This is a genomic window from Pseudomonas sp. MF08875 (assembly GCF_059862525.1).
The window spans coordinates 1-13,147 of sequence record NZ_JCBCUW010000081.1 but is presented as its reverse complement, the minus strand read 5'-3'; the positions used below and the strand labels follow the sequence as shown (position 1 = coordinate 13,147).

At 54.5% G+C, this 13,147-nt stretch carries 11 protein-coding genes and 2 pseudogenes; 7 read left to right on the top strand and 6 right to left on the bottom strand.

All coding sequences use genetic code 11. The features are described 5' to 3' along the window. From AC19YT_RS27195 to mobI, 4 genes and pseudogenes are all read left to right on the top strand, one after another. Positions 1-118, top strand: a pseudogene (locus tag AC19YT_RS27195) (IS30 family transposase); the annotation flags it as partial. A 258-nt stretch (positions 119-376) separates the two neighbouring features. After that, entirely contained in the window at positions 377-1,444 is a 1,068-nt protein-coding gene (locus AC19YT_RS27190) for a DUF262 domain-containing protein (RefSeq protein WP_057005073.1), read from the top strand. Between the two features lie 4 nt (positions 1,445-1,448). Further along, the gene (locus tag AC19YT_RS27185) at positions 1,449-2,096 is read left to right on the top strand and encodes an MAE_28990/MAE_18760 family HEPN-like nuclease (protein ID WP_057005072.1); all 648 of its coding nucleotides are present in this window, start codon (positions 1,449-1,451) and stop codon (positions 2,094-2,096) included. A 497-nt stretch (positions 2,097-2,593) separates the two neighbouring features. Next, entirely contained in the window at positions 2,594-3,055 is a 462-nt protein-coding gene (gene mobI / locus AC19YT_RS27180) for a conjugative transfer protein MobI(A/C) (protein ID WP_057005466.1), read from the top strand. 379 nt (positions 3,056-3,434) lie between these two features. Here mobI and AC19YT_RS27175 read toward each other — a convergent pair whose 3' ends face one another. Both AC19YT_RS27175 and AC19YT_RS27170 read right to left on the bottom strand, forming a co-directional pair. Further along, positions 3,435-3,800 carry a hypothetical protein gene (locus tag AC19YT_RS27175; RefSeq protein ID WP_057005465.1) on the bottom strand — a complete coding sequence of 122 codons (366 nt, stop codon included), beginning with the start codon at positions 3,798-3,800 and terminating at the stop codon, positions 3,435-3,437. 543 nt (positions 3,801-4,343) lie between these two features. Continuing rightward, positions 4,344-5,312 carry an integrase gene (locus tag AC19YT_RS27170; RefSeq protein ID WP_500611319.1) on the bottom strand — a complete coding sequence of 323 codons (969 nt, stop codon included), beginning with the start codon at positions 5,310-5,312 and terminating at the stop codon, positions 4,344-4,346. 226 nt (positions 5,313-5,538) lie between these two features. On the opposite strand from AC19YT_RS27170, the gene AC19YT_RS27165 reads away from it, so the two are divergent. From AC19YT_RS27165 to AC19YT_RS27155, 3 genes are all read left to right on the top strand, one after another. Continuing rightward, entirely contained in the window at positions 5,539-6,105 is a 567-nt protein-coding gene (locus AC19YT_RS27165; RefSeq protein WP_034026566.1) for a recombinase family protein, read from the top strand. 313 nt (positions 6,106-6,418) lie between these two features. After that, positions 6,419-7,039 (top strand): hypothetical protein, encoded by a 621-nt coding sequence (locus tag AC19YT_RS27160; protein ID WP_034026569.1) that lies wholly within the window; start codon positions 6,419-6,421, stop codon positions 7,037-7,039. After that, on the top strand, positions 7,032-8,144 hold the full coding sequence (locus AC19YT_RS27155; protein WP_034026572.1) for a helix-turn-helix domain-containing protein: 1,113 nt from the start codon (positions 7,032-7,034) through the stop codon (positions 8,142-8,144). Before AC19YT_RS27160 ends, AC19YT_RS27155 begins: the two co-directional genes overlap by 8 nt. Before the next feature lie 236 nt (positions 8,145-8,380). Here AC19YT_RS27155 and AC19YT_RS27150 read toward each other — a convergent pair whose 3' ends face one another. The 4 genes and pseudogenes from AC19YT_RS27150 to AC19YT_RS27135 all read right to left on the bottom strand — a co-directional run. Further along, the gene (locus AC19YT_RS27150; RefSeq protein WP_034026574.1) at positions 8,381-9,571 is read right to left on the bottom strand and encodes a GIY-YIG nuclease family protein; all 1,191 of its coding nucleotides are present in this window, start codon (positions 9,569-9,571) and stop codon (positions 8,381-8,383) included. Further along, a complete protein-coding gene (locus tag AC19YT_RS27145) occupies positions 9,564-11,579 on the bottom strand; it encodes a DEAD/DEAH box helicase (protein ID WP_228757047.1) in 2,016 nt (671 codons plus the stop codon). The genes AC19YT_RS27150 and AC19YT_RS27145 overlap by 8 nt, the downstream gene beginning before the upstream one ends. A 95-nt stretch (positions 11,580-11,674) precedes the next feature. Further along, complete coding sequence (locus AC19YT_RS27140; RefSeq protein ID WP_058183164.1) at positions 11,675-12,736, bottom strand: PDDEXK nuclease domain-containing protein; 1,062 nt, start codon at positions 12,734-12,736, stop codon at positions 11,675-11,677. An 8-nt stretch (positions 12,737-12,744) separates the two neighbouring features. After that, positions 12,745-13,023 (bottom strand): annotated as a pseudogene (locus AC19YT_RS27135) (type IIL restriction-modification enzyme MmeI); the annotation flags it as partial. Positions 13,024-13,147: the final 124 nt, after the last annotated feature.

Genomic DNA, 13,147 nt, shown 5'->3' with positions numbered 1-13,147 from the left:
GACCGTCGAAGCCGTCAATCGGACAGTAGCGAGGATCAATCTACGCCCGCGCAAGCGCTTGGGCTGGAAGACGCCGTACGAAGTGCATACAGGGGTGAGCGTTGCACTTATGTGTTGAATTCAGGCTTGGAAAAGTCCGCTTTGGGTCGACTTTTGTCTGTCGCGACCGGCGACACCCGACCCACAGCAGCCGGTCGTGGCGCCTAGGAATCCGTAGGAAATTAACTTCGCCTCAAAGAAAAACCTCGAAGCCGATGCGTCACAGATAGATACCTCTTCTGAAAAAGCTAATTGTCCGCTGCATACTCGACGGCGATATGGCTATTTGATATCTTCAAGCTCGGCAAGTGTGACTCTCCATGACCAAGGATGCGTGATGAACGACGTTGAAGATCAGATAATTGAACTAAAAAAAGCCGTAGCTTATGATAGTAAAGATTTTACTATCGAAATTCTTGTTAAAAAGTACTTAGAAAAGATTGATGAAAATGAGAACGAGATATTTGTACCAGACTACCAGCGAGATTTTGTCTGGGACACATCACGACAATCTCGACTGATCGAGTCGATCGTCCTTGGCCTACCCATTCCGCCTATCTTTGTAGCAGAAAACAAAGATGGCCGCCTCGAGATTGTGGATGGCTCGCAGCGCGTAAGAACTCTGAGCGCCTTCCTAAGTAACGAGCTGACACTGGAAAGCCTGGAAAAGGTCACCAAACTCAACGGTATGTCATATGATGATTTTGACGTTTCGAGGAAACGCAAATTCAACAACATGACCATCACCGTAATAGTTCTTTCTGAAAATGCTACTGAGGAAGTTAAGAACGACCTCTTTGAGCGTATCAACAAGGGCAGCGACATCCTCCGTAATATGGAAACCCGGAAAGGTATTTATCGCGGGCCTTTCACAGATTTTATTTACATAAAATGCGCGACCAATCAAGAATTCCGCGATTCCATCATCCTCTCTAAAACCGTGAAAAATCGCCAAGAGCATGAAGAACTTGTCCTGAGATTCTTCGCCCTCATCGATATGCGCCCTAAGTACGCTGATTTCTCGAGAAGTGTTAGCAAAGCGCTGGACGATTACATGGATGGGAAGCGTGAAACTTTCAGCAAAGAGGAAGAGCAACACAAACTGTTTATCTTTAACCGCATGATCGATTTCGTGACAGAAAACTTTGAATTTGGGTTCTCAAAAAGTGCAGGAAAAGAAGTATCCCGCATTTTCTTCGAAGCAGTTTCCGTTGGGTGCCATCTCGCACTTGAGGAAGCCCCCAACCTCAAGCTTCCGAAGAAAATTGATGTGCGATACTTCCTGCAGGATCGAGACTTCAACAAGTCAGTAACCGGTCAATATCGCACGCACTCCTCGGAAAACTTGAATAAGCGCATCAACCATATCAAAGACCGCATTCTTGCCCTTTCGGTCAGGGCCTAGGGTCATGAAAGGAGTTACGTCAGACCTCCTTGAACGCAACGTCTCGATCAACCGACTGTTTACCCACATTGAGGAAGTGTCGGATCAGCGGGGGAAAATTGAGGTGGTCGTTGTCCTAAAGGCGAGCTTTTTCGTGGCACTGTATAACAACATCGAAGCTACGGCCTACGCCACACTTGAGAAAGTACACTACCGGCTTGGACTTCGGAAGTACAGCGAACTTACGGAAAAGCTTCAGAAACGCATGTTGGAGTATAGCTTCGGAAAAGGCCGATCAGCCGACTTGAAGGACGCATCGAAGGTAGAAGCCATGAAGCAAAAGATCCTGGCTGAAGACCTTCGTTTTCCATCGATTCATGACTTCCTCAACAGGAAGACCATATTTTCTGGAAACCTGGATGCGAGGCGATTAGGCGAGATAGCCGATGAGTATGGTATGAAGCCACCTCAGTTTCGAGGAATAACTCAACACGTGCTGACCGTCAAAAACAAGAGAAACAAGATCGCTCATGGAGAGCTCTCCCTCTCTGACGCCGGCAAGGGGATCAAGAATGGTGAGCTGGGGAAGATCTTTGATGCAGTCAACCTTGTCTTAGAGGATTTCATCAGCACCACAGATGAATTCCTGACGAAGGAACTTTATCTCGCGTAACTGCCATGCAACTCAAGCTTGCGTCAGCGGCCAGCCTCACGAGACGGCCACTGGCGCCTGCTTTATTATTGCGATCCACGCAATGGCGCTGTGAACTGCCGAAGCCCGATACAGTCACGGCGCGGACGACTGGTCGGATTAGGAAGCTTGAATGCCTGCTTCAGGCCGATTTCTGCCTTTCGTAACTGGCAGAAATTGGCCAGTTGCAGCTTGGCAGGGATACACGCCCGCTCGCTGTCATTTGCTTCTAACATGTCGACCTTGTTTCGCACAGGGTCAAGGCTGCCGCCGTCATCTATCGTGCATCCTTTGCACGTTATGTTTTTCTGCGACTGACATGTCGTCATCCGTCCGTCATCTCATGCGAAGCTGGGTCACAGCCTGAGCCAGTCCGCCCACTTTCCGTAGATTTCCGACGGTAGAACGGTCTGAAATCGAATCCTGGGTGCTCAGCGATCGGTCACCATTTGGCTCTTACAAAGAAGAGAGCCTTCGTCATGAGCAAAGAAGCACAAACGATAGTCACCCTGTTGGATCAGCAGTACGAGCAGTTGCTTACGGACGCGAGATGCTTGGTAGCAAGCTATGTGGATGCGTCCATGAAGCTGTACAAAAAGACCGGGGTCAAATCTGTCGTGGCTGCCGTTTCAATCAAGCAAACGAGCCCGAATGCGTATTCGATCTACTGGTGCAAACTGGTGCCGCTGCAAGGACAAAAAAACAAATTCGCGCCCCTGACTATTGCCAAGGGGAATGGCAAACATAAATACCCGGCTTCCTCGTTTGAGTTTGTGGAATACCCATACCGTCACCTCGTTCTGCAAGTTGAGGGGCGGCTTGCAGAGATTCGCCGCGTTGCGAGCGAGAATCGTCAGCTACGTCGGACGTTGGTCGCTTATGAGAAGAAGCTGTCTAGATACCAAGCGCTTAATCATGGCGACCTCTATTCGGGAGGGTAGCGGCTGAGTACCTATAAGCAGTGCCGAACAGATTTGACCCGATTGTAAATCCCGAAAGCCCCGTTCAGCTTGCTCTGGCGGGGCTTTCTCGTATCAGCAGTGAACTACGGCGAGATATATTGCTGCGCTTGATCAGGGAAGGCGACGGGTTCGGGCTATAAGCAGTGTAGGGCGCTAAATCTACTCGCTGTCAGCCAGCAGGCCCATTCAGGCGGGGGCGGAGGCCGTATTTGCTATTAGCAGTGACGCTTACGACCAAGTCTGCCGCCCAGCTTTGATCTGTATTAGTAGTGAAAGGCTTCACTTTCATAAAATAAACATTGGTAGGTGCCGTTCCTGTTGGTACCTGTGTCGCGCAGCGGGTGGTGACGGTAACGCGCTACCCGTGGCTGCCTCGCTGCTGTTCGAATGCAATGCGGTTCATTACGCAGATGGGAATGGGGTAGCCCTGGATGTGGGTCGTGAGAGCCTCGTTGCCTGCGATCACCATGATGCAGGATAGGCCTCTGCGGAAGCGCATCCCTCGTCCCGAGTAGTTGCGCGGGATGATCTCCCATGATTCGTCGTCGTAGTAACAACCAACGATTTCTGACCAGCGTAATTGGATGCCCGCGCCCATGATGCCTACTGGGGCCAGGCAGAAAATTTCTACCTGGGTATCCTGCCCAAGAGGTACAGCGTAAATCCGACCGTTTGGTGCAATAGGTGGGAAGTACTGCCCGTTACCAAGGTGACGAAATTCCATGGTGCTGCTCCGGTTAGATGAGGTCGCTAAACACTCTCCGGTAGCTTTCGGAAAACCCAAGATGAGATGCTGCCCATGAGTCCGCGCACGGGTTTTAGCGTACTCGGCAAGCTAGCTCGCCACACGGAGGGCGTGCATGTTGCAGATCTAAATGCTTCGGCGCTCCGGTCACTTTCGCTAGGGTGCGGAAATTGACAACCCTTCCGAAGTCATCCCATGACCTCATAGGCTTGGGAAAATACTGCGTATCGCAGCGGTAGTGTGCCTTGCCGATGGATTTGGGTAAGCGCCCGCTGCCAAGGGGCAGCGGACAGTTTGTTGCAGGTATCTGGCCGTTCCGCTGAAGGCTCAATCGTCGCCGTGCTTCTTGTCCAGGTACGCTGCGACCATATAGCCAATTACACCTGCGATAGTCAGCGCACTGATGACGGCAAGCACGGCATATACAAGCAATTCAAAACGATCCATTCCCTGACTCCTTTAATTCGAACCCTGCCAAGGTTAAGGGCGTCTGATCTAATCCCAAATCTGCGGTGTGATGGCTTAGCGATTGGTACCGGCGGCTTCCTTCCTCAGGTTGGCTCGGGCACCAACGTACGCATCAGTTTCCCAGATACGCATATTCCCGAGCTCGTAGGCGACGTGATTCCGGGCCTCCAGATCCTCATCTTGGGGAGCTTTGCCCCCAAGAATCGGGGCGTGGTGACCAGACAATCGCCAGTAGAGCTCGCAGGCATATGCCGCGCGACAATCATCAATGTTTAGTCCGTGAGAAAGTAAAAGCTCTTGAGCTGCAGGTAGGTTCTTTAATTTCCATGTACGCCAAGCTGCTGGTGTCGCGTGGCTGCTGCCCTGAAGTTTTTGAAATGCCGCGGCCTTCTTCAAAATTACAATTTGCTCAGGGGCAGAGATATTAATGATCCGATGCTCATGTTTATCTTTGCTGAACACATAAAAGATGTTTTCTTCTTCGGCGTCCTTGTGAGCATCTTCTGCGTCGAAGAAAAAAGCCTCAAGCAATGACATGCCGAGGTATCGAACTGACCTGATTAATGTTGCTAGCTGCTCTGAGTGGAGAGCCTGAATATCCACCATCGCGGCTTCAAACTTAGTACGGTCAAGACTGCGCGGTACGGTAATCCGTGCATAGCTTGGAAAGCCAAGACGGCTATCGACGTTAGCCGCTACGCCTTTCCAGTGCCCATTAGTTGCGAAGCCCATCACTACATATACAGTCTCAAGCAGGCCCGACACGCTTTGCAGTGGGAGATTTCCTTGGTATGTCTGGATATAGAGCTCTTCCCCGTACTCCCTCACCAATTTTTTATTGACGAATTCCAAGATGTCTACCTCATGAGACTCGTTGGCATAAGCACTAAACTGCGCCCATTGCTGGTCGTGGATCATGGCCTCGTGCTGACTGAGAAGCCCGCGCCGGACTGCCTCCCTGAGAATTGCCGAACCGGCCTTGGTCAAGTCCCGATCAAAATGTGCGTGGAAACTCTGCTTCATGGTCATTCCTCCATTCAGCTCAGGTGCTGAGCTGCTGAAGGAAATGTTGAGCGAGGAAAAATATTCTGGGGTTCGGTTTTGGTCGCTTTCAGCGCCTGAAATTGACGAGCGCATCCGTCCAATAAACGGTCGTTTATGGCACACCTATTCCAGATGAGCTTTTGGGCTTGGGATTTACCACTTTCCTGTCACTTTTCCCGTACCGAAATCAGTGTGAGAAAAATGTATGGGTAAGCGGATTGGGTACGCCCGAGTTTCGACTGATGATCAGAATCTCGACCTGCAGCGAGATGCACTTGCCCTGGCTGGGTGCTCCTTGGTCTACGAAGAGACCATTAGCGGCAAGTCAGCGGATAGGCCGGAGCTGGGGCATTGTCTCAAGGCTTTGCGCAGTGGCGACACTCTGGTCGTATGGCGACTAGACCGCCTCGGCCGCTCCTTGCCTGACTTGGTTGGGATCGTCAGTCGGCTGGAGCAGGAAAGGGTGGGGTTCGAGTCGATCAACGAGCGAGTCGAAACCACCAGCGCTGCCGGCAAGCTGATCTTTCATGTGTTTGCTGCCCTGGCCGAGTTCGAGCGCAACTTGATTCGAGAGCGTACCCGCGCAGGGCTGGCGGCGGCTCGCGCTCGAGGACGTCAAGGTGGTCGTAAACCTGCGCTGGAAGAGGCTCAAGTCCGCGAAATAAAGGCTCTGCTTAAAGATCCACAGATTCAGGTTGGCACTGTAGCCAAGCGATACGGGGTATCGAGAACAACGCTGTATCGGTACGTCGGTAAGGCAGGGCCGAGATAATTTAATTTGCACCTGGCAGCACACGAAACTGCGACTAGGGGATTATGAGCGTCCTGGAAGCGCTGTAAGCCAGTGAGCTGAACGTAGCGTCGTGTATGGCTTTTGGGGGGGGTGAGCAAAAACTGTACAACCTGAGCACTCTACCGCCAGGGTCGCGTGTTGTTGCCGGGAAACGGTCTTAGGTAGCTTCGGGTTTAAAAGCTTCGCCAGGCACTATTGAGCATCGCGGGCACGAAGGTTGACAGATACCATAATTTGCACAAAAATGCCGGTTGACAGTACCTATGTTTTGCACGCTTTTATGGAGAGGCCCATGCCCCCGATCCAACACCCGAGTGAGCTGGAACCGAGGCTAAAGCCGGAACACGTCGAGCTGATCTGCAATAACGCTCTGGATGCGGCTTACCGTGCGTTGGAAGTCACCTCTACTGATGACGATACCAACTGGACTATGGGAACACTTCCGTATGGCCGCGTTCACGGCCGGTTCAAACGCCTACACCGCGATCCGGCCCTTCCGTGGCTGCTGCTCACTAACCGCACCATGGACTTCACGCTGAGTGTGAATGGCGTGCTGATGCAGGTAGTAATGGACGATCCCGAGGTCCGAAAGAAAGGGTATCGACTGCAATCCAACCGAGTTGAGCTTTACCAGGCTAGCCTGCTGGGGCCCGCGATCGACAAGAACATTACCTGGCGTTTGTATGTCGATACTGACGGCAACTTTGACGGGCCGACGCTGACTGCTTCGGTTCTGGGCTTCGATACCAACCGGAACGTCGTATGTAAGTGGGTGCATGATTACGTGCCTCTGTTTGCTCCTCGTACCACCGAGCTTCCACAAGAGGTGGCAATCGATGAACCATTAGTCGCTCGTCGGGACAAAGATGCAGACCAGAGCGCAACACGAGATGCTGATCCAGTAAATGAATGACAGAACAGGCTTTCTGCCTCTTGGCGACGAGTTTTCGCCCGACAAGCTCCGTCTCGCTAGATGCGCTGCGGGGCGTTCGCTCGCCGATATTGGAGTGCTCTTGGGCGTTACCCGGCAATACGCGCACAAGCTGGAAGTCAATGCGATTCCTTCGGGCACTCAACTCGCCCAGCTATCCGAAGCCTTGGGCGTGCGCGAGAGTTTTTTCTTCACGCCACGACGCAGTTCGGTGGAGTTGGAGCAATGCCATTTTCGAAGCGTCCGATCCTCCTCGCAGACTCTCAAGAAGACCATTGCGGCTCAGGTCGAGATGTTTGAGCTGCTGATTGACGAGTTGGATAAGGAGGTTGCTTTTCCTGCAGTGAGTTTCAGCATGCTTGAGGAGCCTGTATCCGGTATCAACAAGATCGAGCAGGTTGCTGAAAAATTTCGCCGTGAACAGGGCCTGGGGATCGGCCCCCTGTCCAGTGTGACCAAGCTGGCAGAAAAAGTTGGCGTGCTGGTGGTAAACCTAGCCGAAGCCGATGACAAGGTCGATGCGTTCTCGTTGTCCAACAAACGACCGTTGATCGTGAGGAACACCGCAAAGGTGAACCCATGCCGGCAACGTTTCGACCTTGCCCATGAAATGGGCCATTTGGTGATGCACCAAGGCATTGAGACCGGTTGCCGCCTTACTGAGGATCAGGCTAACCAGTTTGCCAGCGCTTTGTTGATGCCCCGGGCAAGTTTCGCATCAGAGTTTCCCCCTATGCGAGGCAAGTACCTGAACTGGCCGGCACTCAAGGATATGAAGCTTCGTTGGAAGGTAAGCTTCAAGGCGCTCATTTTCAGGGCTCACACCCTCGATCTGCTCACCGCCGAGCAAGCTAAGTCGGGCTTCACGTACCTCAATCGAAAGGGTTTCACGAAGCACGAAGAGTTTGACGAGTTGATCCCTATGGAATCGCCTATGCTGGTACAGAGGGCGGTCAATCTCTTGGATTACGGTACCTGGAAGCGGGTGTTGACAGCTGCCGGGCTTACGGCAGAGATGGTGACCAGGCAGTACATGCTGGATGTACCGTCATCTCCTTTGCGACTGGTCGAGGCTAACGTAGGTTAAGTCGCGCTGAAACTGTCCACGGCAGCCTGCATGCCGGCATTCAAATGGATGCCGCATATGCCAATCGCTGGGAAAGCCTTATGGGGGGCGAACAGATGGCGCTGTGGGTACATGGGCATTCGCACACCGCCGTCGACTATGACGTGGCGGGCACCCGTGTAGTTTGCAATCCGAGGGGTATCCGGGCGAAGAGACTGGCTTCCGCCCGGATTTGATCATCACGATTTAGCTGCGCCTTAGCCGATCAGGCGAGCCGTTTGCGGGTCATATGCGAAATCGGTAATCGACCCATCCCGAATGCGTTCAACCGCCTCATCGATCACATGCAGCGGCACTAGGAACCACTCCCTAGGTTTGACCGGATGGCCGAAGCGGTCTTCGATGGTCAAGTCCAGCTGCGCCGCGCCGAACAGGCGATGGAAGATGTTTTCCAGCCTTGTTCGGTTCAGGTTGTGCAACTTGTAAGTAGCGACCACCTCCACATCAGCCAGCAGGTATGTAGCGTCTTTATCCGCCCCGGCGATGCGGGTTTCCACCTTGCCACCGGTCACGCCGATCTTGTGGATCAGCTCGCGGTGCTCGGCTACGAAGGGGTGGCTGGACTGGCTGCGCAGCACATAGATAGTGCCGCTTTCTATGTCGTCCGGCTCTGCTATGTCGCTGAACAGTGGGCCGGAATCTACCTTGATGAGCCGAGATCCGGCGCGACCGTCACTGTCCTTGTAGAGCGCCCGCTGTAGGGATCGTAGCAGCAGATCGCTTTCCGTCTCATTGGAGTAGATCACGCGCAAACGCCCATTTGTCTCTGCATTCGGCGTTTTGTAGGTGTCGCCGATCTCAGCGACATAGGCAATGAGACCACTCAGAACGAAGAAGTCCCCGGCCTCAATGCTAGCGTTCTTGCCAAAGGGCTTGGTCACCCAGAGTTTTTGCTTGAGGCCTGCTTCCACTTCATCAAACAGCGGCTTGAACTTCTCGAAGTCTTTACATGGGTTCCGAGCGGCAATTTCTTCTGCCGCCTTGATTGCCGCGCTGGAGCGCACATGTCGCAGCACGGTGATGTCGTCCTGGTCGACGTACTCACTGCCGATGCCCAGCTCGGCGAGCAAGGCGTCCTCATCTAGGTCATCCACATTTACTGCGGCGACCGCAGTGCCTGACAGTAGGCCGTGACTATCCAGTCCGGCCAGTAGGGTTTGTGCCTCCGGCAGCTTGCGCAACTGATCCAGGCGCACGGCATACAAGCGCTCGAAGATATCGCGGTCTTCGCCATGCAGTGGGGCGCGGCCGTGGGTCTGATAGTAGCGCTGAATGTCCTCGAAGCCAGCGATGATGCGTTCTTCACGAGGGGTTCGAGTGACTGTCTTGAGCGTGGGGACTTCTACCCCCAGCGCATCCAGCAGGTCGTCATCGTTCATTTCAGCCATTGGCGGATTCCCCCTGCGCCGCTTTGGCTTGGGCACGGTAGCGTGCCAACGCGGCTACGCCTTCAGCCATGCGCTTTTCCCAGGCGTCGGCTGAGTTGATATCAGGCAGGCGGCCACGCTCGTTCTTGAACTGCAAAGCACGCTTGGCCAGCTCTCGCGCCTCATCTTCGGGGATGCTCACCTTCTTGGCCGCAATGCTGGCCTGCACCTGGCGCAGGGATTTTTCATCCATCGCCTTCGCCAGTACTGCATAGGCCGCATCGAAGGGGTTGATGCGGTCGATCAGGTCAATGTCCAGCTCGCGCACGTTAACGAACTTGCGCACGCCATCCAGCAGCGCCGTGCTGCCTTGCACGTTGTCGCTACCGTTTGCATCTGTCTGCGCCAGAGCCAGTTTGGCCTGCTGAGTAATGTTCATGGCGGCGATGGCGTGCTGGCGAATGGCTTCCTGGTCAACGTCGCTCAAGTCGGGGTAGCGCTCGCGCACGATCTTGCCCATGCGCAGTTGGGTCAGCTCTTCCGGCAAGGTGTTTTCCTTGTCGAACAGGCCGCGCTCCAGGACGGTTTTGTCCTGCAGGAAGCTGGTCACTACTTCGTTCAAATCTTCTTTGCAGATGCGCGTGGCTTCTGTGCTCTGCGGTGTGGTCAGGCCATTGATCTCGACATGGAACTGGCCTGTGGTTTCATTCACGCCCAGGTTGGTACCACCTGATTGGTAGCCCTCGCCACCGTTGTAAATGAAACCCTCTTTCGGCCCGGTATCTTTCGGGGTGAACTCATAGCGCGGGGCCAGCACCTGTTCCATCAGCAGGCTGGCTGAAATAGCCTTGAGCATATCGTTCACCGCCTCGACAACGGCAGCTTGATCGGCCATAGGCTCGGCGATCAGGTTGGTGAAGCGCGAGCGCTCCTTACCCTCGGCGTCGCGGGTGGCACGGCCAATGATCTGCACGATTTCGGTCAGGCTCGAACGGTAGCCGATGGTCAGCGCATGCTCGCACCAGATCCAGTCAAAGCCTTCCTTCGCCATGCCCAGCGCGATGATCACATCGACGTTGTCGCGGTTGTTCTTCTGAGCCGGGTCTTTCAGTGCGCCGAGCACTTTGGAGCGCCTGGCTGGGTCGCTGTCATCCACTAGGTCGGCCACTTTCAGCGTACGGCCGTCTTTGGCTTTGATCAGGTGAAAGCCCGTGGCCGGGTCTACACCCTGCCACTCGCCGAGCGCGCTCATGATCTCGTTAACCTCGCGCTCCTTGTCCTTGAGGCTCTCGCGGGCATTTACGTTTGGAATGTGGACGATGGTTTTCAGCGACGGGTCCAGCACCTTGGCTACCGCATCCACGTATCTGCCGGTGTAGAAGAAGTAGCCAATATCCAGCGACTTGAGCCAGCGATAGCCGTTGAGCTGTTCGTAGTAGGTGTACGTCACTGTCTCAAATTTGTTCTCTTCCGACGGAGCCAGCACGGCCTCGCTGTCACCACGGAAGTAGGAGCCGGTCATTGCAACCAGGTGCACCTTGTCGCGGTTGATAAACGCGCTCAGTTGGCTGCCCAGTTTGTTGTCTGGGTTGGCGGAAACGTGGTGGAACTCGTCGATGGCAATCAGGCGGTTATCGAAGGCGTCGATGCCCAACTCTTCCACGGCAAAGCGGAAGGTGGCATGGGTGCAGACCAGCACCTTGTCGCTGCTGTCTAGGAAGGCGCGCACGGCATCTACCTTGGACTTGGCCACACGCGGCTCATCGATGCCAGGGGCATTACACAGGTTCCACTGCGGGCCCACCTGCCAGTCCCAGTAGAAGCCATGCTGGCTCAACGACTCATCGGCGAAGCTACCGCCAATAGAGCGTTCGGGCACTACGACGATGGCCTGTTGCAGGCCCTGGTTATTTAGTTTGTCCAGGGCTATAAACATCAGGGCGCGAGACTTGCCCGATGCGGGTGGCGATTTGATCAGCAGGTACTGTTCGCCGCGCTTGGTATAGGCACGTTCCTGCATGGTACGCATGCCCAGCTCATTGGCCTTGCTGGATGCCCCAGTGTGCGCTGTAGCAATGGATACCGACGGCACTGTGTAGCTGTTGGTTGGGTTGGTAGTGTTCGTCACTGTGATTCGTCCTCCATGAGGGTGCCGTTGCCCGCCAGTTCACGTTCGATCTGTTCAATGCTGGGCAAGCTGGTTTGCAGTTCTGCAGGCAGAGATTCGAGCAATTTGTACTCGGCGATGCCCATGGGCTGGGTCTTATCGCCCAGCGCATATTCGGCCACGATCTTATTTTTGCTCTTGCAGAGCAAAAGGCCGATGGTGGGGTTGTCGTGCTCGCCTTTGACCTGGCGATCCACTGCCGTCATATAAAACCCAAGCTGGCCCAGGTGCTCGGGCTTGAACTTGCCGGCTTTGAGCTCGATCACCACATAGCAGCGCAGCTTGAGGTGGTAGAACAGCAGGTCGATAAAGAACTCATCGCCGCCTACATCCAGCAGCACCTGCCGCCCTACAAACGCAAAGCCTGCGCCCAGTTCCAACAGAAACTCGGTGACGTGTTTGACTAGGGCATGTTCGATCTCGCGCTCCTGCGCCTCATCGCGAAGGCCAAGGAAGTCAAAGCGATACGGATCTTTCAACGATTCGCGGGCCAGGTCGGACTGCGCCTTTGGCAAGATGACATCGAAGTTAGTGACCGCCGTGCCGCTGCGCTCCAGCAGACGGGTTTCGATGTGGATGTTCAGCACATTGCGCGACCAGCCGTTCGCTATTGCGCTCTGGGCATAGGCCAAGCGCTGCTGTGGGTCTTTCAGCCGGGTCAGCAGTACCAGGTTGTGCCCCCAAGGCAATTGTCCAACAGCCTGTTGGACAATTGCCGCATCCGGCCAGGCCTCGGCAAAGGCGCGCATATACATCAGGTTGGCGCGGGAAAATCCCTTCATCTCAGGAAAAGCGGTGCGCAGGTCATGGGCCAGCCGCTCGATCACTTTGGCCCCCCAGCCCTGTTGTGCCTGGCGGCTCAAAATATCGTTGCCGATCTGCCAGTACAGCTGCACCAACTCGCGGTTTACCGCCAGCGTGGCGCGCTGCTGGGCGTTGTGGATGCGACCTTTGAGATCCGCCAGCCACTCGCCGTAGCCCTCGGGTGGTGTGGTCAGGCTGGCAGGGCCACTTTCCATAGATCGACTCATGCCATTTTCCCTCGGGGCTTCTTCGGCGTGGCCTTTGCTGTGTCTGCTGTCATCTTGGTGTAGAGGTCAAACAGTTTCTCCAGCCGCTCGGTGTCGTTCTTGAAGCGACGACCGATATAGATACGTTCCAGGACTTCATCGTTGCGCTCGTGGGCGTGGCGCAGGTTATCCGGCATTGCATCCGGGGCGTACAGGTCGGCGATGGTGGCAGGAAAATGTGCTTCGCGGGCCAGCAAGATGTTCTCGGCACAGGCAGTCAGATCAGCTTTATTCTGCCTGAATTCATAGAATAAGCGCAACGCTTGAAACGAGAGGCAGAGAGCCAGCCACCGGTAGAATCCAGGCTCTCACACCGAAGGATTCAAGCGCAGATGACTACGCATTACCGGCAGCTGACTC

What these genes read in the sequence shown, in the direction of transcription:
- AC19YT_RS27160 (WP_034026569.1), top strand. Translation starts at nt 6,419, where the DNA reads ATGCCCCCGATCCAACACCCGAGTGAGCTGGAACCGAGGCTAAAGCCG.
- AC19YT_RS27170 (WP_500611319.1), bottom strand. Translation starts at nt 5,312, where the DNA reads ATGAAGCAGAGTTTCCACGCACATTTTGATCGGGACTTGACCAAGGCC.
- AC19YT_RS27145 (WP_228757047.1), bottom strand. Translation starts at nt 11,579, where the DNA reads ATGCGTACCATGCAGGAACGTGCCTATACCAAGCGCGGCGAACAGTAC.
- mobI (WP_057005466.1), top strand. Translation starts at nt 2,594, where the DNA reads ATGAGCAAAGAAGCACAAACGATAGTCACCCTGTTGGATCAGCAGTAC.
- AC19YT_RS27175 (WP_057005465.1), bottom strand. Translation starts at nt 3,800, where the DNA reads ATGGAATTTCGTCACCTTGGTAACGGGCAGTACTTCCCACCTATTGCA.
- AC19YT_RS27140 (WP_058183164.1), bottom strand. Translation starts at nt 12,736, where the DNA reads ATGGAAAGTGGCCCTGCCAGCCTGACCACACCACCCGAGGGCTACGGC.
- AC19YT_RS27190 (WP_057005073.1), top strand. Translation starts at nt 377, where the DNA reads ATGAACGACGTTGAAGATCAGATAATTGAACTAAAAAAAGCCGTAGCT.
- AC19YT_RS27185 (WP_057005072.1), top strand. Translation starts at nt 1,449, where the DNA reads ATGAAAGGAGTTACGTCAGACCTCCTTGAACGCAACGTCTCGATCAAC.
- AC19YT_RS27165 (WP_034026566.1), top strand. Translation starts at nt 5,539, where the DNA reads ATGGGTAAGCGGATTGGGTACGCCCGAGTTTCGACTGATGATCAGAAT.
- AC19YT_RS27150 (WP_034026574.1), bottom strand. Translation starts at nt 9,571, where the DNA reads ATGGCTGAAATGAACGATGACGACCTGCTGGATGCGCTGGGGGTAGAA.
- AC19YT_RS27155 (WP_034026572.1), top strand. Translation starts at nt 7,032, where the DNA reads ATGAATGACAGAACAGGCTTTCTGCCTCTTGGCGACGAGTTTTCGCCC.